Origin of the sequence: Thiobacillus sp. (assembly GCF_013693775.1) — a bacterium.
Taxonomy (GTDB): domain Bacteria; phylum Pseudomonadota; class Gammaproteobacteria; order Burkholderiales; family Thiobacillaceae; genus Thiobacillus.
In genome coordinates this window covers 800534-820778 of sequence record NZ_CP059257.1, presented here as the reverse complement: position 1 = coordinate 820778, position 20245 = coordinate 800534, and the positions used below count along the sequence as shown (strand labels likewise).

Here is a 20245-nt window from a genome sequence, read left to right as displayed (position 1 = left end):
CGTGGAGAGCATGCAATGAAACCGATGAACTACTCGCGCCCAATCGTCCTGACTGTCCTCTGCCTGTTTGCGGGCACGGCATACGCGCACCCCGGCCATCCTCCGACCGGTTTCGCCGGCGGCTTCGCGCATCCGTTTCTGGGCGTGGACCACCTCTTCGCCATGATCGCGGTCGGCCTGTGGGCCGCGCAGCAAGGCGGGCGGGCGCTGTGGGCGGTGCCTGCCGCTTTTGTCGGCGCGATGGGCTTGGGTGGCGTGCTGGCCTGGACAGNNGGGGCGCTGCCGCATGTCGAGACGGCCATCGCGCTGTCGGTGCTGTTGCTGGGGTTGCTGGTCGCCACGCAGCGGCGCGCCTCCGTCATCGTCGGCATGGGGATCGCCGGCACGTTCGCACTCTTCCATGGCTACGCGCACGGCATGGAAATGCCGCAGGCCACGTCGCCCGTGCTGTATGCCCTGGGTTTCGTGCTGGCCACGGCTTGCCTGCATGGCGTGGGCATCGTTGGCGGCCTGCTGGGCCGACGCGCGATGCGGATGGCCGGCATCGGCATCGCGGCTACCGGTGCAGCCTTGCTGGTTCTGGCGTGATCGGGACGGTATGCGCCGGGCCATTTCTGAACCGGACTGAAGGAAGCCAATCGGGTGGATGATTCGCTGCAAAGACTGCTCGACGCCGAGGCCCGCGCGCAAGCGGTCATCGATGACGCCAGCCGGGAGCGCCAGCGCATGATGGACGACGCGCTGGCTACCGTGCGCGGCGCCGAGGCACGTTTCGATGCCGGGCGAGCCGAGTTGCGGGCACCTTACCTGCACGAAGCGCAGGGGCGCGCCGACCAGATGCTGGCCGAGCTGACGCGCAAATACGGCGAGCGTCAGCGCATGCTGCGCGAACTGGCCGCCCGCCACGAATCCGAAGCCGTGGATGCGGCGCTGGCGCTGCTGCTCGACCCGACCTTATGAAGGCNTGCCTGGCCCTAGACGGNACAGGGCTCCCTAATCACGCCGCCCCGCTGCCATGTCTGCTTACCTTGATACCCGCGTCAGCCTGTATGCCGGCCGCCTGTGGCCGGACGATGTCCTGGCGGCGCTGGTCGACGCGCCGGCTGGCGCAGTGGCGGAAAGGCTGATCGGACGCGGATTGCCGCAACTGGCAACGGGTTACGACCGGACCGGGNGACCCCAGGGTTCCCGCTCGCTGGAGCAACGCATCATCGCCCAGATTTTGGACGAGACGCGCGTGCTGATCCGGCCCCAATCCGGGGAGGCGCGTGCGTTCCTGACCTTCTGGACGGCGCGTTTCGAGATGTCCAACGTAAAGACGCTGCTGCGCAGCAAGATGACCAACGAGCGTCCCGCGGCCGTCCTCGCCCGGCTGATCCCGATGGGGACGTTCGGCCGTCTGGACAATCAGGACCTGGCGCACGCCGAGGATATCGGCGAACTGTTGCGTCGCCTGGAAGCCGGTCCCTATGCCGGCATCGTGCGCCGCGCGCGGCGTGCGTTCGAACAGAGCCACGATCCGTTCAGCCTCGATGCCGCGCTCGATCGCGGCTACTACGAAGGCCTGGTCCAGCGTGCCCAGCCGCTTGAAGAGGCGGTGGGTGCGCCGTTCCGCAGCCTCATGGCCAATCTCGTCGACCGCATCAACCTGGTCTGGCTGCTGCGCTACCGCTTTAATTACGGATTGCCGCCTGCCGAGGTGTATTACCTGTTGGTGGCGTCGCATTACGCCCTGTCCGGCGCGCGGCTACGGGATCTCGCTGCGCAAGACAGTCTGGAGGCCGTGCTGGCCGCGCTGCCTGCGGCATGGCAGGTCCGGCTGGCGGGCGTGACGGATGTACCCGATGTCTTCGCACGCATGGAGCACGTCGCCGCCGAACAGGCCTTGCGGGTGCTTCGTGCCCGTGCCCCCGGCATCGCCCGCGCGTTCGCCTACCTGATCCTGCGCGAACGCGACCTGCGCGCCGTCCGGGCGGTGCTGCGCGGGCGCCATCTCGGCCTGCCCGACGACGATATCCGTCTGGCGCTGCGACGCGCGCCCGCCGAGCTCAACTGATGCTGCGCGCCGAACCCCTGCTCAGGATTCAATTGCTGATGTTGGCGTCCGAAGCGCAGGATGCCGCCCTGGCGCTGGCCCGCTTCGGTGTGTTCAATCCGGCGCCGTGCAAGGAGACCGCGCTTGCGGAATCGCCTGCAGCCGCGTATCGCGAAGCCTGGCTCGAGGCGGAGGCCCGCCTGTCCAAGCTGCAGGAGGAATGCGGCGACACCGGCNCCCTGAATCCACCGGCGGATGCCGAAGCGCCGTCGCTCGCCGATCTGCAGGAACTGAACCATTGGCTGAAAGACGTGTGGAAAGATTGCCTCGATTGCCATGAGAACGAGGCGAGGATCGAGGATGCGCGCAGTCATCTTGGTGCGCTGGAGGACACGCTGGCCAAGCTGGAAGGGCTGAATGTGAACCTGGCATACCTGCTGCGTCCCGACAGTCTGCTGTCGGCGAGCATCGGCAGTTTGCCGGCGGCGGAACTCAAACGGGTGACCGAAGCCTTGTCCATGACCGGGTACCTGGTGTCGCGTTTCGATCAGGCAGGCGAACAGGTGTTCGCGGTGATTGCCGGACCGCGCACGCGCCGGAACGAAGTTCGCGGCCTGCTGGCTCAGGCGGGCTGGCGCGAACTACCGGTACCGGACGAACTGCGTACCCATCCGCAGGCGGCACGCGCCTGGCTGGAGGCCGAACGCATCCGCTTGAACGCGCAAACCGGCGCGGCCTGCCAGATCCGGGACGGACTGCGCGAACAATTCGGTCCGCGCCTGCATGAAGCACGCTTGCGCCTGGCCCTGGCGCGTCCATTGGCCGAGGCCGCACAGGCAGGCATACTCGGCCGCGGTGGGTTGGCTGCCTTGTCGGGCTGGATCCCCCGCCGACAGCTGGATGAATTGCGAGAAACGCTGGACGTGCGCCTGCGTGGCCGCTACTGGCTCGACCCGCGTGAGCTCGCTGCCGGCGACGCGGCCGAGGTGCCGTCGCTGGTGCGCTATCCGGGCTGGCTCACGCCCTTCGTGCCGCTGGTGAAAAGCTACGGGGTCCCGCGCTACGGCGAGTTCGACCCGGCGTTGCCGTTCGCCGTTACTTACCTGCTGCTGTTCGGCGCCATGTTCGGCGACATCGGCCACGGTGCGGCGATCCTGCTGCTGGCGTTGGCATTCGCGCGGCGCCTCGGCCAGATGGCCTGGATAGGCGTGGCCGCCGGCGCCGTGTCGATGCTGTTCGGTNTTTTCTACGGCAGCGTCTTCGGCTACGAGGACATCGTCTCGCCGCGCTGGTTGTCGCCGCTGCACGATCCGATCCGCGTGCTGACGATAGCGGTGACGTTCGGCGTCGGGTTCATCGTGTTCACGCTGCTGGTCAACGTACGCAACAAATGGACGGCCGGACGGGGCGGCGAGGCCTTGTTCGATTCCAGCGGCCTCGCCGGCCTGGCGTTCTATCTCGGCGCCGTCGGCATCCTGGCGAGTCTGGCCCGCGTGGCGGATGTCGCGCAGACATCCTGGATACTGGCCGGGCTGGGAATCGCCGGGGTGGCGGCATTCAAGTGGCATGAAACCCGGGCTGGGCTGGGCGAGCGCATGCTGGTCACTTCCATCGAAACACTGGAAACCGCGATCAACCTGTTTTCGAATACGCTGTCGTTCATGCGCGTGGCGGCCTTCAGCCTCAACCATGTGGCGCTGGCGCTGGCGGTCTTCACCCTGGCGCACGGCCTCGGCATGGTCGGTCATGGGATCACGCTTGTATTGGGCAATGTCGTCATCATCGTGCTGGAAGGCGGCATTGTTGCGATCCAGGCGCTACGCCTGATGTATTACGAGGGGTTCTCGCGCTTCTTCAGCGGAGATGGAAGGGCGTTCGTGCCGTTGCGAATCGAGAAGGCGTGAGCGGTGAGCAGTGAGCGGAGACCGTCTCACCGCTCACCGCTCACCGTTTACCGAAAAAGGAGAAAACATGACCTGGTTGATTGCATTGATGGGGGTGCCGGTGGCGGCCACGCTGGGCGTGGGAATCTGGTTGATGCTGAAGCCGCGCCGCGTATCCGCGGGCTGGCTCAAGGGTGGGCTGCTGGCCAACCTGGCGCTGTTCGGCCTGGGCGTTGCAGGCGTCCTGCTGATGGGCGTGCAGGAGGTCATGGCGGCCGAAACGGCTGCGACGGCCGCGCGCGAGATCACCTTGGGGCAGGGGCTGGCCCTGCTCGGCATCGGCCTGCCGACGGGGCTGGCGGCCATTGCCGCGGCGATGGCACTGGGGCCGATCGGTTCCGCATCGCTGGCAGTGATTGCCGAAAAGCCGGAAATGTTCGGCCGCACTCTGGTTTACATGGGGCTGGCCGAAGGGATCGCGATTTACGGCCTGGTCATGTCTATCCTGCTGCTCGGCAAGCTCTGAGCCGATGCCGCCAGGAACCGGCAGCCCGTCCGATAGCGCGCGTCTGGTTGTATTGGGCAGCGCTGGCCTCGCCGACGGCTTCAGTCTGATCGGCGCCGACGTGTACGCCGATGCCGAACCGGCCACCGTGGAAACGGTGCTGGAGCAGCTGGTGCAGAGCGGCGAGGCGGCATTGGTACTGCTGGAGACGCCGCTGGCCCATGCCGGCGGCCCTTGGCTCAATCGCCTGCGCAACGAAGGCGGGCGCATCGTCATTACCGAACTGCCGTCCTTGCCCTCGCCCCAGGATTATGCGCCGGCGGTCGACGACGTGGTGCGGGCTGTCCTCGGGCCGGATGCGCTGAAGTAGATGCAAGTTGCAAGATACGAGTTACAAGTTACAAGGAAAAGCTGGCAACCAATCTTGTAACTTGCAACGTGAAACTTGTTACTCAAGTTCATGAATATGGAGAAAAATGGAAGCCGATGTGCAGGTCTCCCAACTCGAGCAGGCGCTGCAGCAGCAGGCCGGGACGCTGGCGCGCGAACTTCTGCAGAATGCCGAATCGGCACGCGCGCGCATGCTCGCTGAGTCGGCTGAGAAGCTGAGACTGGCGGGCGAGCACGAGGTGCTGGGCGCCAAGGTCGAGGCTGAGCGGCTGGTGCGGCGGCAAGGCCAGGCGGCGGAAACGCGGCTGGCAGCCGAACTCGACCGGCTGCGCTGGGCGCTTACGGAGTCCGCGCTGGCGGAGGTCAAGATTGCTTTCCGGCATCTGGTGCAGGACGAAACGCGTTATCTGGACGTGCTCGAAGCCTGGCTGGCAGCGGCGGCGCAGGCCCTGCCGCCGGGCGATCTGGTGGCGGAAGTCCGGCCCGAAGACGAAAAGCGCCTGGCGCCGCGGTGGATGAAATGCGCGCGCGCGCGCCGGGGCGTAGCGTCACGCTCGCCCCGCACGGCGATCCCAGCGAAGGCGGCATCCGGGTACGGCTGGCCGACAATCGCGCCCAATACGACCAGACGGTCGAAGCCCGCCACGCGCGCCTGGCCGACGAACTGGCACGCGTGACGATGGAACGCCTGTTCGCCAGCGCGCCCGACCTTGGCAGGCTGATTCATGGGTGAAAGGAGTAAGCGGTGAGCAGTAAGCAGGGAGCGGTAATGGATGCGCTAGCGCCCCGGTGTTTAACAGCTCCCCGCTTACTGCTCACTGCTTGCGCATTAAAGGAATTACATGGGCAAAATTCTCGAGATCAACGGCCCCCTGGTCAAACTCGACCTGCCGCAGACGGTGCTCGGCGAGCAGGTGCAGGTCGGCCGCTTGGGCCTGGTAGGCGAAGTCATCAGCCGCGACGGCAACACGGCGCTGGCACAGTTGTACGAAGACACCGCCGGGCTGTGTCCGGGCGAAGAAGCGGAAGGCCTGGGTTGGCCGCTGTCGGTGGAACTCGGGCCAGGCTTGCTGGGCGGCATTTTCGACGGCGTGCAGCGCCCCTTGCAGGCGATGTGGGAACAGAGTGGCGATCGCATCGCCCGCGGCGTCGCGGTGGCGTCACTGCCGCGCGGCCGGCGCTGGCATTTTGCGCCGGATCCCCGGTGTCATGCCGGCATGCCATTGGTCGGTGGCGAGGTGTTGGGCACGGTGCAGGAGACCGAGTCGATCCAGCACCGTATCCTGGTCCCGCCGCGGGTTCAGGGCGAATTGCTGGAACTGGCGCCGGAAGGCGAGCACACCGTGGAGGACGTGATCGGCCGGGTGAGACTCGCCGACGGCCGCATCGAGAAACTGCACCTGTTCCATCGTTGGCCGGTACGCACGCCGCGCCCGTTCAGGCAGCGCGACCATGCCGTCGCGCCGCTGATCACGGGACAGCGCATCCTCGACACCTTCTACCCCTTGCTGAAGGGCGGCAAGGCGGCGATTCCGGGTCCGTTCGGCGCCGGCAAGACCATGCTGCAGCACCAGGTCGCACGCTGGTGCAACGCCCAGATCGTCATTTATGTCGGCTGCGGCGAACGCGGCAACGAACTGACCGACGTGCTCGAATCCATGCCCACGCTGACGGATCCGCACACCGGCCGCCCGCTGATGGAACGCACCCTGCTGGTGGCCAACACCTCCAACATGCCGGTGGTGGCGCGCGAGGCCTCGATCTATGTCGGCATCACGCTGGCGGAATATTTCCGCGACCAGGGCTACGACGTGGTGATGGTGGCTGATTCCACCAGCCGCTGGGCCGAGGCATTGCGCGAGGTTGCCGGCCGGCTGGGCCAGATGCCGGTCGAAGAGGGCTATCCGGCCTACCTCGGTTCGCGCCTGGCGGCTTTTTATGAGCGTGCCGGACGGGTGGAAACCCTAGCCGGCGACCACGGCTCAGTGACGCTGATCGGCGCGGTATCGCCACCGGGCGGTGACTTCTCGGAACCGGTGACCAGCCATACCAAGGAAATCATCCAGACCTTCTGGGCGCTGTCGAAGGAACTGGCCGATGCCCGCCATTACCCGGCCGTGGACTGGCTGGAAAGCTTTTCGGGCTATGTAAACTCCGCTGCGAAGTGGTGGGCGGACAACATCGATCCGGGTTGGGAAGCCGCGCGTGCCGCCGCGCTAGATCTGCTCGCCGCCTCCGAGGAACTGCAACGCATCGTCAACCTGGTCGGTGTCGAGGCGCTGTCGTCCGAGCAGCGCTGGACGCTGGAAGCCGCCAGTTTGATCAAGGAAGGCTTGCTGCAGCAGGCCGCCACCGACGAGGTCGACAGCTTCGCCTCGCCTGAAAAGCAGTTCGCGCTGCTGTCGGCATTGCTCGACATCTATCGTCAGGGCATGAAACTGGTGAAGCTCGGCGCGCCGGCCCGGCGCCTGATCCAGATGCCGCTGCTGGCCCAAGCGCGGCGCTGGAAGAGTCAGCACAGCTCGGACGACCTCGAAGCATTGAAGGTGAAAATCGCTGCGATCCCGACGGCCTTCGAGCCATTGTTGCTGGAATATACGCCCGCTGCACCGTCCTCGGCGATGGAAGCGATCCGGCCATGAAGAACATCGAATTCCGCACCGCCGCGTCCGCCCAGGGAGGGCCTCGTCGTCATGGCCGGCGTGCCCGGTGTGGCGGCCGGCTCGCGCGTGCAACTGCGCGACCACGCCGGCCGTGTACGTTCCGGCCTGGTCATCCGCAGCGCCAACGATGCCGTGCTGGTGGAAGTGTTCGAAGGGACCGATGCACTCGATTTGGAACGAACCTGGGTACGTTTCCTGGAGGAACCCTACAAGTTGCCCGTGTCGCGCGACATGCTCGGCCGCGTGTTCAACGGCTCCGGCCGGCCATGCGACGGGCGCCCGCCCGTCATTTCCGCCGACCGTCGCGACATCAATGGCGAGCCGCTCAACCCGGCGGCGCGTGCCTACCCGCGCGAATTCATCCAGACCGGCATCTCGGCCATCGATGGCATGAATTCGCTGACACGCGGCCAGAAACTGCCGATCTTTTCCGGCGGCGGCTTGCCGCACAACCGGGTGGCGGCGCAGATCGTACGCCAAGCCAAACTGCTGGGCGAGGAAGCCGCCGAGTTCGTGGTGGTGTTCGCCGCCTTCGGCGCCTCGCATGCCGACGCCCGCTTCTTCCAGGAAAGCTTCGAAGAAAGCGGGGTGCTCAACAAGGTGGTGATGTTCCTCAACCTCGCCGACGAGCCGGTGATCGAACGCCTGCTGACGCCGCGCGCGGCGCTCACCGCCGCCGAATACCTCGCCTTCGACCTCGACTATCACGTGCTGGTGGTGATGACCGACATGACCGCCTATGCAGAAGCGTTGCGGGAAGTCGCGGTGCTGCGCGGCGACGTGCCGGCGCGCAAGGGCTATCCCGGCTATCTGTACTCCGACCTCGCGGAAATCTACGAACGCGCGGGACGCATCAAGAACCGGCGCGGCTCGATCACCATGATTCCGGTGCTGTCGATGCCGTCGGACGACATCACCCACCCGATTCCCGACCTCACCGGTTACATCACCGAGGGCCAGATCGTGCTCGGGCGCGAGCTGTCCAACCAGGGCGTCTACCCGCCTGTGACGGTGCTGCCGTCGTTGTCGCGATTGATGAAGGACGGCATCGGCAAGAACTTCACCCGCGAAGATCACCCCACGTCGCCAGCCAGTTGTTCGCCAGCTACGCCAAGGCGCTGGAAGTGCGGGGCTGGCCGCCATCATCGGTGCCGAAGAACTCTCCGACGCCGATCGCCGCACCCTGGCGTTCGCCGACGCCTTCGAGCGGCGCTTCATCAACCAGGGCGAGGACGAAGACCGCAGTATCCATGAAACGCTCAACCTCGCCTGGGATCTGCTTTCCTGCTGCCGCCGGAATCGCTGATCCGGGTGTCGGAAGAGGAACTGGCGAAGTATCACAAGGGGACGGCGTGAAACAGATGCAAGGTGCAAGTTACAAGTTACAAGGAAAAGCAATGGATTGCGTCCTTCTTGCAACTTGCAACTTGAATCTTGTACCTGCCGTCCGGAAGGACGGCGCATGAAGAAGCGCCTTCCCGTCNCCCCCACGAAAAGCGCGTTGCTGCAGGTCGGCAGGCAGGCGCGTTTCCTGGAGCAGGGCCGGCAGATGCTGGAAAAGAAACGCGATCTGCTGACCCGGCTGGTCTATGAACGGCTGGCGCAATATCGCGAGTTGCGCGCGCAGACCCAGCGCGAACTTGCCGAAGCCTACCGCTGGCTCGGTATCGTGCAGATACGCATGGGCGAGCAGATGCTGCGCCAGGCGTCGGTCGGATTGAAGCCGGCGGTAGCGATCAAGGTGGTGGCGCGTTCCAGCGTCGGCGTGGAATATCCCAGCGTGTCGGCCGAGCCGTTGCCCTTGCAGCCGGTCGGCTTGATGTGGACCGACGTCAGCTTCGACGAGGCGCGTATCCGCCTGCGCGAACTGACCGTGACGCTGGCGCGACTGGGCGAGGCGGAAAACGCGCTGTGGCGGTTGCTCGCCGCCAGCCGCAAGACGCAGAAGCGGGTCAATGCCTTGAAATACAACATCATCCCGCGCTATCAGGCGACCGTACAACACATCCGTGCCGCACTCGAAGAGGACGAACGCAACACGCTGTTCCAGATCAAGGTGCTGCGGGCACGCCAATCGGTTTGAGCGTACCCTGGCATCCCAAGGGCCCATGCCTGATCCTGGTGCGTTGCCTTTGGCAGGCCGTTGGTCGTTATTGCAATACGATTTTCGATGAGGAGGTTTCATGCGCTATTTACGTGAAGCGATGGTTTTTGGCGTGGCTGCGGCATTCGGCTTGGCATGCCTTGCCGGTCCGAGGCTGGCCGAAGCAGGGGGCATGGGCGTAGGCATGATGGGATCTCCAGGCAGTCCCGAGGAGGCTTCTCCCGGCCAGGTGAATCCGACCCGCGCCAAGGCGCTGCTGGGCTACATCCATGAACACAACCCGGCCTGCCTGCAATGCCATGTGGTGTCGGGGGCGAGCTTCGGCNCCTCCTTCGAGTCGATCGCGACAAGCTATTCAAGTCGGGCGGATGCGGAGAACCTGCTCGCCATGCACATAGCACACGGCTTTGGCCGCATGCCCCCGGGGTTGGCCAGCGATGCCCAGGCGACGCAGCTTGCCCGGCTGATCCTGAGCCTGTCCGTGACATCCAGGCCATGACCGACACTCGTTCCGGCAACGGGCAAGTCATCGTCTACACCAGCCCGGGATGTCCCGATTGTGCCGCGGTCAAGCGCTATCTCGCGGATCGCGGTGTCCCGTTTGAAGAGCGGGACATTACCGCCCCGGGCGTGGCCGATGAAGCCAAGTCACGCTATGGGGTTCGGGTCGCCCCCATCACGGTCATTGGCGCGTCGTTTNTTNATGGAACATTCGCCCAACAGAAACCACAGCTCGACCAGGCGTTGGCAGGCACGTGAGCCGGATCGCTCACTCGTGGACATGCGAGTGGTCGCCATGGGCGTGACCATCGGAGCCGTCCCCGCCCGACTCCATATCATCGTCTGGCGGGGCCTTGGCGACCATCTCCTTGTATTGCGCCGGGGTCATGGCGGGTAGTTTCCTCAGGAAGGCAACCATGCTCCAGATCGTCGGATCGTCATGACTCATTCCCCAGGCCGGCATCGCGCTCATCTTGAGGCCGTGCTTGATGACCCAGAAGGCCTCCCGGGGTTCTACGCTGCCTTTGCTCAGATTGGGCGGTTTGGGATACAAGCCGGGACGCAGTTCGGTATCCCTCATGCCTGGTGCCAGATGGCAACTGGTGCACATTGCGGCATATTGGCCCGCGCCTTTCAGGATTACGTCCGGATCATCGAGGTTGGTGGGTAGCGCGATGGCGGAGGCATGGTGTTCGACGGAACGCTCGCGCGCGGTTTGCATCAGCGCGTAGGTGATTTTCCAGTGAGGACTGTCGGCGCCAGGATTGTAGGTGCCTGACCATATGAATACGCCGGCGCCAAGGATGACGAGTATTAGCAAAAATAGGGCTGTCTTGACGAGGGTCATACCCGATCCTTAAATGAGCGATATATTAAGCCTGACCATGCGGATTCTTGAAAGTGCGCATGCCTGAATGAAATCTGCAGGGGATCCCAATCACCCAAGCGAAACAGGTGATTTGAAAAAGCAGGGATCAGACGGGCGACTCAAGTCGATTCACGCGCTGGAAATGACTCGTCTCGTTAGTTGTGGATCATCGCATGTCCGAATCTGACGGGCTCATGGCGGTTCGAGAGCGGCGACGGAGAGCCGAAGCGCCGAAGCGCGATAACGCATTTACCCGGCAAGCGCAGCAGCCGTATCCAGGCGTGCCAATATCTCGTCCATCCATTCACGGTGCTCGGGTTTCATGACACAGGCGCGCAAACAGGTCAGCGTGTCGGTATCCCAGGTTCGTACCGGTGTACAGACTTCCAGCATGGCCTTGGGCAGAGTGACGAGCGCCAGATGCAGGTCGTGTTCCCTGGCGGCGGCATGCAANGCGCGCGCGCGCAGGGATGCCTGACTGGCGGTGTCGGCNCGGACGGCCCAGACGACGATGTCGAGCTGGGGCGGAAAGAGCGGGGCGAAACGCGCGTCGCCAGCCAGGGCACCATGCAGGGTCAGGGCGGCCATGCGGCCGGCCGCCAGATCTTGCGCGAAGGTTCCGCCGGACACCAGCGGCAGCAGGCGCTGGGTGGCCCACAGCGCGACGGCCACGGCACCTGGACGGGAGCATTCCAGGGAAATTTCGCCCAGATGCGGGTCGTCCGAGCTCAGGTAGGTGTAGGGCGAGTCGTGGCGGTAGTGGTGCCTGACGGCGGGGTCGCGGAACAGCACGCAGCCGCAGCCGTAGGGCTGGAGCCCGTGCTTGTGGGGGTCGATGGCAAGGGAATCGGCCTGCGCAACGCAGTCGAACGCCTGCCGGGTTTCGGCGTCCAGGTTGTCGGCCAGTGTGAAGTAGCCGCCGTAGGCGGCGTCGACATGAATCCGGAATGCGTAACGCGCGCGCAGGGCGAGGATCCGTTCGAGCGGATCGACGGCGCCGGTTGCCGTCGTGCCCAGGGTGACGACCACCGTGCCGATCGTGCCGTCCCGCAAGGCGTCTTCCAGGGCAGCGGCATCCATGCGTCCGCGCGCGTCGGCCGCGATGGAACGGAACGGTACGCCGAGCACGCCGGACAGGCGTTCGTGGGTGTAGTGCGCCTGGCTGGAAGCGGCAATGGCCTTGCCGGGATGTTGTTCGCGCGCGACCCAGAGCGCTTCGAAATTGGCCAGTGTGCCACCGCCGCACAGATGCCCCTGGCTGTCCGGCCAGCCGACCATGCGCGCGATTTCGCCGATGGCTTCCTGCTCCATGATCGAACTGGCGCGCCCGCCGTCGTAGGCGTGGTTGTTCGGGTTGAGCCAGAGGGTCAGCGTGTAGGCCAGCCGCGCGACGGGATGAGGCGGCTTCTGCATGTGCCCGACGTAGAGCGGATGATGGTAGGGCGCGTTGTCCTGCAGCCGGCTGGCGGCGGCGAGCAGCGGTTCGCGCAGCTGGGCGAGGTCGACGGTCTGCGGGACGTCGGGAAGATGCCGGAAGCCGTCCGCCAGTACGACCAGGGCTTCGTCCAGCAGGGCCAGGCTTTCCCGGTCGAATGGCATGGGGCTCCTAGGGTTTGAGCAGGGCACGCACCTGACGTTCGATTTCCGGATGGTCGAATTCGCGGCCGCCTACCGCACTGTAGGCGATACGGCCCTGCGAGTCGATCAGGTAGGTCGTGGGCAGGCCGGAGATTTTCCAGGTTTGCATGATCCGGGCATGCGGATCGAGCAGGATGGGAAACGAAGGCGTCGCGTCCAACTGGCTGATGAAGGTGTGAATGGTATCGGCATCTTCGCCGATGTCTACCGCCAGCGCGACGAACGGTGTGCCGGCCAGCTTGCGCGCAAGGCGATCCATGGACGGCATTTCGCGGCGGCAGGGCGGGCACCAGGTCGCCCAGAAATTGACCAGAACGACCTTGCCCTTGAGGCTGGCCAGGTCGTGCAACTGTCCATCGAGATCCTTAAGGGCCAGCACCGGGGCCGGCACTTTCGCGGCCTGCTCGGTCAGGCTGTGGGACAAGGCCGGCAGATCCGCCGCGAAGGTCGTCATGCCCATTGTCATGAGCAGGGCGCCCATCATGCTACTGAATTTCATCCGTACACCTCACATTTTCGAGTGTTGTTTTGCGCCCTGCGTCACCTGCGCGCCAGTTGACGATCAGGTTGAAGCGGCTGCCGCGCGGAAGCTGGTAGGTGGTCATGCCCTGATTCCAGTCCCCCGCGTGAAAAGTCTGGGTCGCGGGGAACTGAGCCCAGGCAAATGCGATTCGGGCAGGCTCGGAGACCCCGCGGTCGACCCAGGCCGCATCCCATTCAGCCTTGCTGCGGAGGGCGCGAGCCTTGCCGTCGCCGGCGACGTAGCGCCAGTCGGCCAGGCGGTGTTCGATCGGAAGGGTGCCGATATTGCGGACGACCGTCATGAAGACGCAGCTGGACGCATAGTCTTCCGCCTGTTCCGGGGTGAAGCCGCGCGCCTGATAGAAGGCCCGCGCCTGATCGGGGCTGATCTGCGTCAGACGAAGCTGGATGCCGCGTGCCTCGACCTGCCAGCTTTCCAGGCCGGTTTCAGGATCGCGGCTCGTCTCGGTCGCCCCAGCGGTAATCGCCCAGACAGGCAAAGCGCAGAGGAAAACCAGCAGGTTCCTGACACTGCCCTGTTCCAGTCCGTTGCGTGTCTTGAGCATCGGTGTCTCCCTGATCAGGTCGGCTCGAGCAACCAGGCCGAGATCGTGCTGGCCCCATGGAAATCCAGTACCCTGAGGCTTCCGTCGAATGCGTTTGCAAAGGCGGGGAAGCCCTGGTCCACCCAGCCCGACGCGGCCATCGCAAGGGGATCGGTATCGGTGGGCTGTCCATACTTGACCAGCGTGAGATTGTCGGCTGACAGCTGGATCGCCAGCCACGCAGCCAGGCTATCGGATGTGACGGACCAGTTTTGAGGAAGCTCGGCCGCATGCCGGCACATCTCGGCCGGCATCCAGACGGGCGTGAACCCCTGTCTCAACGCATGGCCGATGTTTCCCAGGCTGTCGGCAGGAACCAGGCTGGGGTTCAGGTCGCACAGCATCAGGCCGTACTGTTCCATGGCCAGGATGGCCATGTGGTGTGCGGCGGCATCGCTGATCCCGGAATGCGTCTGGACTGTGCGCACGACGTCGGCAAAAGGGCCGCCGCCGGGTACCAGCACGGTTTCGCCGCCTGCGGCGGCCAGCGCGTCGAGGCACTGGGCGAGCTCGGGCACGCGGTACAGGCTGCCGCCCAGTTTCACAACCCGGAGCATTGTCCGTCTTCCAGATGGCCTCCGCATTCCCGCATCAGTTTCAACATGGCCGATGCCTTGTCGAGGCATTCCTGATATTCGTCGTCTGCGCGGGAATCGGCGACCAGGCCACCACCTGCCCAGAAACGCAGCGAATGATCCGAGCTGACCATCGTGCGGATGGCGATATTGGTGTCCATGTCGCCATTGAATCCCAGCCAGCCGACGGCACCGCAATAGACGCCGCGACGGTTCGGCTCGAGCTCCTCGATGATTTCCATGGCACGGATTTTTGGCGCGCCGGTGATGGAGCCGCCCGGGAAGGCCGCGCGCAGCAGGCCCACTGCGTCGATGTCCCTGCCGAGACGGCCGGTGACCGTGCTGACCAGATGGTGCACGGTCGCGAAACTCTCGACCTCGAACAGTTTGGGCACGGCCACCGAACCCGCTTGGCACACCTTGCCCAGATCGTTGCGCAGCAGGTCGACGATCATCAGGTTCTCGGCGCGGTCCTTGGTGCTGTCGCGCAGTTCGCGGGCCAGTGCCGAATCGGCTTCGGGTGCGGCGGCGCGCGGGCGCGTACCTTTGATCGGTTTGGTCTCCACCCGTCCCTGCTTCACTTCCAGAAAACGTTCTGGCGAGGAGGAGAGGATGCGTGCACCCGGGAAATTGAGATAGGCCGAATAGGGCGCCGGATTGAGGCGGCGCAGCGTCTGGTATCCCAGCCAGTGGTCGCCGTTGACTTCGGCGGCAAAGCGCTGGGCCAGGTTGACCTGGTAGCAGTCGCCTGCGCGGATGTAATGCTGGATGCGTGAGAATGCCTGGCGGTAGCTGTCGGGCGTGAAGTTGCAGCTGACGGGCCCGACCTGGAAAGGGCGCCGTGCCGTGGCGTGCGGCGTGTCGCTGAACAGGGCGATCAGTTCGTTCCAGCTGGCGTCGGTCCGGGCGTCACGCCCGGAGCCGACGAGCCAGCTGGCGCGTTGCGCATGATCGACGATGACGGCCCAGTCGTAGATGCCGACTGCCATGTCGGGGATGGCTTCGGCGTCACGCGCGTGGCTGGGCAGTTGTTCGATGCGGCGCGCGAGGTCGTAGCCGAAATAGCCGATCGCACCGCCCGCGAACGGGAGGGCCGTGGGGTGTCCGTCCGCCGCGAGATAACGGCGCAGCAGCTCGAACGGGTCCGCCGGGGAGAGTGTCGGCCGGTCGCGTTCACGAATTTCGGTCATGCCGCCCCGGGTCACCAGCGTGACATAGGGNCGCGCCGCCAGGATGTCGAAGCGTCCCATGGTGGAACGCGGCCGTCCGCTGTCGAGGAATACCGACCAGGGTTCGTCGGCGATGGCCTCGAAGCGTTCGGCACTGTCGGGGCAATAAGGAAGAGCGCTTATCCGCATGGTAAGTCCGCAGGTGTAAGACCTGGAGGGTGGCGGTGGGTTGCGAGCAGCCGTCCCACCGCGACGGCAGGGGCACATCCGTCAATCATATCCTGATGGGTTCGGGCGGCCAGAATCTGCGAGAAATTGATCACCGGTCGCTCGATCCGGGCGGCGAGCCGCGGGCCGAGGAATCCGCCGACGCCTGCGATGACCAGCGGGGCATCTGCGGCCAGCATCTCGCGCGACAATACCTGCCGCACCGCGCGCCCGATCCGGGTCATCTGGGCATCCGCAAACCAGGCCGCCAGTTCGGCCCAGGCCTTGTCGGGCAACTCCCAGGCATCGCGCCCCACCATGCGGGCGAGGCGCACCCGGCTGGCTGACGGGGTCTTGGCACCGCCGTCCGCGGCGTCATGCAGATCGGCTTGTTCGGGGAGCAGACCGAGGATCCGGTAGACATCCGCACTGGTCGCGAAATGCTCTGCCATCAGCGGCGTGAACTGTCCGGCCACCGGGGCTTCGCTTGCCAAGGCCATGAGCGACGTGCGGGCCACGCCGGTGTAGACCAGTTCACCGGCGGACAGGCGGTCGCGGTCGCTGCTGCTGGGTGTGGCTACCAATCCGTCCCGGATGGGAATCAGGTCCGTGGTGGTACTGCCGATATCGACCAGCAGGGCCTCGCTGATGCAGGTCGAAACCAGGTGGGCCGTGGCATGCCAGTTGGCGGAGGCAACGCGCCCGGCATACTGGCTGGCCTGGCCGGCATCGTACCAACCCTGACCGCCGGCATAAAAGCGGACCCGGTCGGCACCCAGGCGCTGGCTCATCAGGGTGGCCAGGGCCTGTACACCGGCTTGCCGCGTTTCGAACAGGTCGACCATTTCTCCGGTCATGGTGACGGCATGCACGCAGGCATCGCTTGCCTGCATCGTGGCCTCGATCCGGTCGATGGCCTGGTGCAGATGATCGAGACCACGCCATAGCGCGCAGGGCACGAGCGAGACGCCGGAGACCTGGCCGTCGTGCTCGATCCGTGCGGCCTTCAGATGCGCGCCGCCGACATCCCATCCGATCACGGTCTCATTCATGGGTGGTATGCGTGTCGGCGCGTTCATAGGAGCGCGCTACGCGCGTATCGTTCGTCAGGTTGGCCGGCGGCAACTCGCTCATGGGCTGGTCCGGCAGGGCCAGGACTTTCCCGGCAGGATTGAATCCCAGCATCGAGCGCAGACCGGCATAGGAGACGGTGAGGCGGGGNTTCACTTCCAGAACCACAGGTCCGTTTTCCGTATCGATCAGGTCGATCCCCACATACCCCCACAGGCCGGGGATGGCGGAGGCCACACGCTGAGCCAGGCCGGCATAGCGTCTGTCCGGATCGGGCAGGGCGTGGGGTGTCACGCCATGGAAATGCAGCTGGCCATCTTCCAGCCGGATGTGTTGCCTGTTGACCGACAGCAGTTGGCAGCTGCCCGAATGACATAGCACGGACAGGGATAACGGGTCGCCCGAAAGAAACGGCTGAAAAACAAATCCTGCGCCGCCTTCGTCCAGCGCCCATGCCTCGGCTGACGCCTGGTTGTAGAAATACAGGGTGTCCTGGCAGCCGGCACCCTCGTCAGGCTTGGCTACCACCGGGCCTTTCGTCGTCATCAGGAAGGGCGAGGTGTACGTGGGAACCACGGGTATCCCCGTGCGGCCCAGTCGTTGCGCGGTGGCATGTTTGCTGGCCGCAATACGCACGGCGTCGGGCTGACAGCCCAGGAGGCGCTTGCCTGCGGCCAGGATTTCCTGGTTCAGGGATTCGAGTATCCCAGCCTCTTCCGGCGCGACCGGCCACACCGCATCCGACCGGGCGAGGCAATGCCGGTAATCCTCACTGAAGCGATGGGCCTCCGTCTCGATGATCTCCACCTTGTCCATGGCAGGCCGGGGCAGGCGACAGTCCCGAAGCGTCAGCACGTCCACGCCATCGAGCGCGCGCAGGTCGTCGACCAGCGCTTGCCACATGACTTCGCCATCGTGTAAAAACTCAGGCAGCGCCATACTGGCGAACCCCCTCCTGTCACATACTCGAAAACAAATACTTTCATGCCCGCCTCCCTAGCGCTCATTCCCGTACTCGACCTGATGGACGGGCAGGTTGTGCGCGCTTTTGGCGGCCGGCGAGACGAATACCGGCCGCTGGAATCGGCCTTGTGCGATTCCAGCCGTCCCGAGGCCGTGGTGGAAGGACTGCTTGCGCTGTATCCGTTCCGACGGATTTATATCGCCGATCTGGATGCCATCCTGGGACGGGGCAATCACGGAAGTGTAGTGGAGAGGCTGCAGCGATTGCATCCGGATCTCGAATTCTGGGTGGACGGCGGCTTTTCCGGTACAGCGGCGGCCCAAGCCTGGCAGGCGGCGGGTCGGGGGCGGCCGGTGCTGGGCAGCGAGAGTCTGGCGGTTCTGCCGGAACGCGACGCATGGCCGGCGCAGGGCGTGCTGTCGCTGGATTTCCGGGAGACGATTTTCTCGGTTCGGCCACTTTGCTGCAATACCCCGAACACTGGCCGGCAGAGGTGATCGTCATGACCCTGGCGCGCGTGGGTATGGATGCCGGCCCCGATCTGGCCCGGCTGACGCAGTTGCAGCGCTTGAATACTGCCTGTCGCATGTATGCGGCAGGCGGCGTATGGCAGATTGACGATCTGACTGCATTGGCCCGGGCCGGGGCGGCCGGTGTCCTGCTGGCATCGGCCCTGCACGACGGCAGACTCAGTCGCCCTGAGCTTGACGCTTTTCATGCTGCTCATCCCACGTCCGCAGCCAGTGGCGCCAGGGCGAGTGTCCCAGCGCCGGATCGGTAAACCGACCCAGCAGCGGCTGGCTGCCCTGGCGTTGCCAGGTTTCCAGATCGGGGCCGCTGTACTGGCACCATGACTGCGGCGTTTCGTACAGGGTCAGCTCGATCAGTTCGGGCAGGAAATCGATGAGCTGTTCCCAGATGTACACGCTCAGCAATTCCGTGGTGGAGCGCCAGGCCAGTTCCGGCCCGGCGTAGTTGAGGGTGTGGTGGTCGAAGCGTTCCACCACGCGGGTGTTGACCACGCGCTTGAGGTAGCCGTAATCCAGCACGCAGCCGGTGATCGGGTCGATCTGCCCGCGTACCTTGACGTGCAGGACGTAGCGTCCGCCATGCAGATTGCTGCATTTGGCGGGATGGTCGGTGAGGAAGTGGGCGGAATCGAACACGACCTCCTTGCTCACCGTGACCTCCGGGGTATCCGGATGGAAGCGCGACCAGACGCCGGGCATGGCTTCGAGCTCGCCGCGCAGGCTGTCCAGCAGGCGCGTCGTATCGGCCTGGGTCAGCGTGCGCAGCAGCGGCGTGCCGGCAGCCAGATGGCGGGTGCGCACGTTCAATTCGCGCGACAGGAATTCGGTTGCCGCTTCGGCTTCGTCGTTCGAAGCGAAAGGCAGGAATAAAAATCCGGCATGCAGTTCGGCTGCATGGGCCAGATAGGTTGCATATTTCAGGCGTTGTTCCGGTGGAGGCACCCTGGCGGGTAGCCAGGGGCCGACCAGATTGCGCTTTTGCGTCACCAGGCGGTTCTTTGCCACGACCCGATGGGTGCCGGGTGCGTAGTGATATTCCTGGTGAAACCGGAAGCCGTAGGGAGCGAGTTGCGCCAGATCGCAGAACAACAGATCCAGCCAGGAAACCTCGCCCTCGACGAAACAGACCGATCCGACATCATGGACCTTGCCAGCCAGGCGTAAGCCGGCCAGCACGGCCCGTGCCGTCTCATCAGGCACGGCGACAGGCATGAGCGGGAGCTCCGCGTGCGCGGCGCCTGCCTCGATCCTGTCCGGCGATACCAGCAGGTCGAGCGGCAAGGCGTGACGTAATGCATACTCCTGCAAGGTAAGGCCGCTACAGGCGAGCAGGTGCTCGTTGTCGAGTTCGCTCACCATGGCCCCGCATTCCTTGCAAATCACGCCCGTTCTCCCGATTAGTTATGCGCCGCGAAGGGATGACCTGCCTTCGCTTTCTGGGCAACCACCTCAGCCGCCTTGGGTGTGCCAGCAATGGCACGCTTGATGGATTGCTTGGTGGCTTCGTAGTTGTAGTCCTGGATCTTGGCGTCGTCCTCGGCTTCCCAGTGGATGAACACGCCCACGCAGATGAACAGATCGTCCGCTTCGTTGGCCGGGATGGTGCCGTCTTCCACGCAATCCGCGACGGCCATCGCCACGCCGCGCTGGGCCGGGCCGAACATCTGAACGGCCTGCTTGGCGCCCTTGATGGTCACTTTGTTGAACATCATGGTGTTGGGTTTGCATGGCAGATTGGGCGCCACGACAGCCAGCAGGGACGTGAAGCCGTCTTTGTTGTTGACGAGGCCATTGCAGAACGCCGCTTCAACGGCGCTGCCGCGCGGGCCCATGATCAGATCGATATGGGCTACTTCGTTGCCTTCGCCAACCAGGGATTCACCGACCATTACGCTATTGATTTTCGCCATCATTTACTCCTTAAGTTGAACAGACTCGGTTGGGTTATAGCGGCTCGCCAGCGCCGAGTCGTCCGTCGGCTGACCACTTGTTGCATGACCAACCAGGTGTTTCAG

The 20245-nt window shown here is 64.8% G+C and carries 23 protein-coding genes; 13 read left to right on the top strand and 10 right to left on the bottom strand.

What is annotated here, in order from left to right:
• The first annotated feature begins 15 nt into the window (after positions 1–15).
• The 11 genes from HZY77_RS04105 (at position 16) to HZY77_RS04055 (ending at position 10339) form a co-directional block, all read left to right on the top strand.
• Positions 16–588: a HupE/UreJ family protein gene (locus HZY77_RS04105; protein ID WP_296819019.1), complete on the top strand. Its 573-nt coding sequence runs from the start codon at positions 16–18 to the stop codon at positions 586–588.
• 54 nt (positions 589–642) lie between these two features.
• Complete coding sequence (locus HZY77_RS04100; protein WP_296819017.1) at positions 643–960, top strand: hypothetical protein; 318 nt, start codon at positions 643–645, stop codon at positions 958–960.
• Between the two features lie 55 nt (positions 961–1015).
• Complete coding sequence (locus tag HZY77_RS04095) at positions 1016–2056, top strand: V-type ATPase subunit (protein ID WP_296819014.1); 1041 nt, start codon at positions 1016–1018, stop codon at positions 2054–2056.
• The gene (locus HZY77_RS04090) at positions 2056–3939 is read left to right on the top strand and encodes a V-type ATPase 116kDa subunit family protein (protein ID WP_296819012.1); all 1884 of its coding nucleotides are present in this window, start codon (positions 2056–2058) and stop codon (positions 3937–3939) included. The genes HZY77_RS04095 and HZY77_RS04090 overlap by 1 nt, the downstream gene beginning before the upstream one ends.
• Before the next feature lie 67 nt (positions 3940–4006).
• Complete coding sequence (locus HZY77_RS04085) at positions 4007–4444, top strand: ATP synthase subunit C (RefSeq protein WP_296659324.1); 438 nt, start codon at positions 4007–4009, stop codon at positions 4442–4444.
• A gap of 4 nt (positions 4445–4448) precedes the next feature.
• Positions 4449–4793, top strand: a complete 345-nt coding sequence (locus HZY77_RS04080; RefSeq protein ID WP_296819010.1) for a V-type ATP synthase subunit F — start codon at positions 4449–4451, stop codon at positions 4791–4793.
• 118 nt (positions 4794–4911) lie between these two features.
• Complete coding sequence (locus tag HZY77_RS04075) at positions 4912–5490, top strand: hypothetical protein (protein WP_296819008.1); 579 nt, start codon at positions 4912–4914, stop codon at positions 5488–5490.
• A gap of 165 nt (positions 5491–5655) precedes the next feature.
• Positions 5656–7455 (top strand): V-type ATP synthase subunit A, encoded by a 1800-nt coding sequence (locus tag HZY77_RS04070; RefSeq protein WP_296819006.1) that lies wholly within the window; start codon positions 5656–5658, stop codon positions 7453–7455.
• 51 nt (positions 7456–7506) lie between these two features.
• The gene (locus HZY77_RS04065; protein ID WP_296819002.1) at positions 7507–8730 is read left to right on the top strand and encodes a V-type ATP synthase subunit B; all 1224 of its coding nucleotides are present in this window, start codon (positions 7507–7509) and stop codon (positions 8728–8730) included.
• 208 nt (positions 8731–8938) lie between these two features.
• Complete coding sequence (locus tag HZY77_RS04060) at positions 8939–9559, top strand: V-type ATP synthase subunit D (RefSeq protein WP_296818999.1); 621 nt, start codon at positions 8939–8941, stop codon at positions 9557–9559.
• Positions 9560–10075: 516 nt separating this feature from the next.
• Positions 10076–10339: a glutaredoxin family protein gene (locus HZY77_RS04055; RefSeq protein WP_296818996.1), complete on the top strand. Its 264-nt coding sequence runs from the start codon at positions 10076–10078 to the stop codon at positions 10337–10339.
• Positions 10340–10349: 10 nt separating this feature from the next.
• On the opposite strand, the gene HZY77_RS04050 is transcribed toward HZY77_RS04055, so the two are convergent.
• The 8 genes from HZY77_RS04050 to HZY77_RS04015 form a co-directional block, all read right to left on the bottom strand.
• Entirely contained in the window at positions 10350–10928 is a 579-nt protein-coding gene (locus HZY77_RS04050) for a cytochrome c (protein WP_296818993.1), read from the bottom strand.
• A gap of 270 nt (positions 10929–11198) precedes the next feature.
• Positions 11199–12548, bottom strand: coding sequence for an aminotransferase class I/II-fold pyridoxal phosphate-dependent enzyme (locus HZY77_RS04045; protein WP_296818991.1), 1350 nt, complete (start codon positions 12546–12548; stop codon positions 11199–11201).
• A gap of 7 nt (positions 12549–12555) precedes the next feature.
• Entirely contained in the window at positions 12556–13086 is a 531-nt protein-coding gene (locus HZY77_RS04040; RefSeq protein WP_296818989.1) for a TlpA disulfide reductase family protein, read from the bottom strand.
• Complete coding sequence (locus HZY77_RS04035; RefSeq protein ID WP_296818986.1) at positions 13073–13675, bottom strand: hypothetical protein; 603 nt, start codon at positions 13673–13675, stop codon at positions 13073–13075. The genes HZY77_RS04040 and HZY77_RS04035 overlap by 14 nt, the downstream gene beginning before the upstream one ends.
• A 14-nt stretch (positions 13676–13689) precedes the next feature.
• A complete protein-coding gene (locus HZY77_RS04030; protein ID WP_296629757.1) occupies positions 13690–14271 on the bottom strand; it encodes an aspartate/glutamate/uridylate kinase in 582 nt (193 codons plus the stop codon).
• Positions 14256–15647, bottom strand: coding sequence for an aminodeoxychorismate synthase component I (pabB, locus tag HZY77_RS04025; RefSeq protein WP_296629755.1), 1392 nt, complete (start codon positions 15645–15647; stop codon positions 14256–14258). Before pabB ends, HZY77_RS04030 begins: the two co-directional genes overlap by 16 nt.
• Positions 15638–16717 carry a hydantoinase/oxoprolinase family protein gene (locus tag HZY77_RS04020; RefSeq protein ID WP_296818984.1) on the bottom strand — a complete coding sequence of 360 codons (1080 nt, stop codon included), beginning with the start codon at positions 16715–16717 and terminating at the stop codon, positions 15638–15640. Before HZY77_RS04020 ends, pabB begins: the two co-directional genes overlap by 10 nt.
• The gene (locus HZY77_RS04015) at positions 16710–17639 is read right to left on the bottom strand and encodes an ATP-grasp domain-containing protein (protein WP_296818980.1); all 930 of its coding nucleotides are present in this window, start codon (positions 17637–17639) and stop codon (positions 16710–16712) included. Before HZY77_RS04015 ends, HZY77_RS04020 begins: the two co-directional genes overlap by 8 nt.
• 81 nt (positions 17640–17720) lie before the next feature.
• Here HZY77_RS04015 and HZY77_RS04010 point away from each other — a divergent pair, with 81 nt between their 5' ends.
• A complete protein-coding gene (locus HZY77_RS04010; RefSeq protein ID WP_296818978.1) occupies positions 17721–18197 on the top strand; it encodes a HisA/HisF-related TIM barrel protein in 477 nt (158 codons plus the stop codon).
• Positions 18098–18481: a HisA/HisF-related TIM barrel protein gene (locus tag HZY77_RS04005; RefSeq protein WP_363154292.1), complete on the top strand. Its 384-nt coding sequence runs from the start codon at positions 18098–18100 to the stop codon at positions 18479–18481. The genes HZY77_RS04010 and HZY77_RS04005 overlap by 100 nt, the downstream gene beginning before the upstream one ends.
• Here the strand turns inward: HZY77_RS04005 and HZY77_RS04000 are convergent.
• A complete protein-coding gene (locus HZY77_RS04000; RefSeq protein ID WP_296818976.1) occupies positions 18390–19613 on the bottom strand; it encodes a 6-carboxytetrahydropterin synthase in 1224 nt (407 codons plus the stop codon). The genes HZY77_RS04005 and HZY77_RS04000 overlap by 92 nt on opposite strands.
• A gap of 14 nt (positions 19614–19627) precedes the next feature.
• Positions 19628–20140 carry a formaldehyde-activating enzyme gene (gene fae / locus HZY77_RS03995; RefSeq protein WP_296818974.1) on the bottom strand — a complete coding sequence of 171 codons (513 nt, stop codon included), beginning with the start codon at positions 20138–20140 and terminating at the stop codon, positions 19628–19630.
• Positions 20141–20245 lie beyond the last annotated feature (105 nt).

What these genes read in the sequence shown, in the direction of transcription:
- HZY77_RS04085 (WP_296659324.1), top strand. Translation starts at nt 4,007, where the DNA reads ATGACCTGGTTGATTGCATTGATGGGGGTGCCGGTGGCGGCCACGCTG.
- HZY77_RS04080 (WP_296819010.1), top strand. Translation starts at nt 4,449, where the DNA reads ATGCCGCCAGGAACCGGCAGCCCGTCCGATAGCGCGCGTCTGGTTGTA.
- HZY77_RS04070 (WP_296819006.1), top strand. Translation starts at nt 5,656, where the DNA reads ATGGGCAAAATTCTCGAGATCAACGGCCCCCTGGTCAAACTCGACCTG.
- HZY77_RS04065 (WP_296819002.1), top strand. Translation starts at nt 7,507, where the DNA reads ATGGCCGGCGTGCCCGGTGTGGCGGCCGGCTCGCGCGTGCAACTGCGC.
- HZY77_RS04050 (WP_296818993.1), bottom strand. Translation starts at nt 10,928, where the DNA reads ATGACCCTCGTCAAGACAGCCCTATTTTTGCTAATACTCGTCATCCTT.
- HZY77_RS04040 (WP_296818989.1), bottom strand. Translation starts at nt 13,086, where the DNA reads ATGAAATTCAGTAGCATGATGGGCGCCCTGCTCATGACAATGGGCATG.
- HZY77_RS04035 (WP_296818986.1), bottom strand. Translation starts at nt 13,675, where the DNA reads ATGCTCAAGACACGCAACGGACTGGAACAGGGCAGTGTCAGGAACCTG.
- HZY77_RS04030 (WP_296629757.1), bottom strand. Translation starts at nt 14,271, where the DNA reads ATGCTCCGGGTTGTGAAACTGGGCGGCAGCCTGTACCGCGTGCCCGAG.
- HZY77_RS04020 (WP_296818984.1), bottom strand. Translation starts at nt 16,717, where the DNA reads ATGAATGAGACCGTGATCGGATGGGATGTCGGCGGCGCGCATCTGAAG.
- HZY77_RS04010 (WP_296818978.1), top strand. Translation starts at nt 17,721, where the DNA reads ATGCCCGCCTCCCTAGCGCTCATTCCCGTACTCGACCTGATGGACGGG.
- HZY77_RS04005 (WP_363154292.1), top strand. Translation starts at nt 18,098, where the DNA reads ATGGCCGGCGCAGGGCGTGCTGTCGCTGGATTTCCGGGAGACGATTTT.
- fae (WP_296818974.1), bottom strand. Translation starts at nt 20,140, where the DNA reads ATGGCGAAAATCAATAGCGTAATGGTCGGTGAATCCCTGGTTGGCGAA.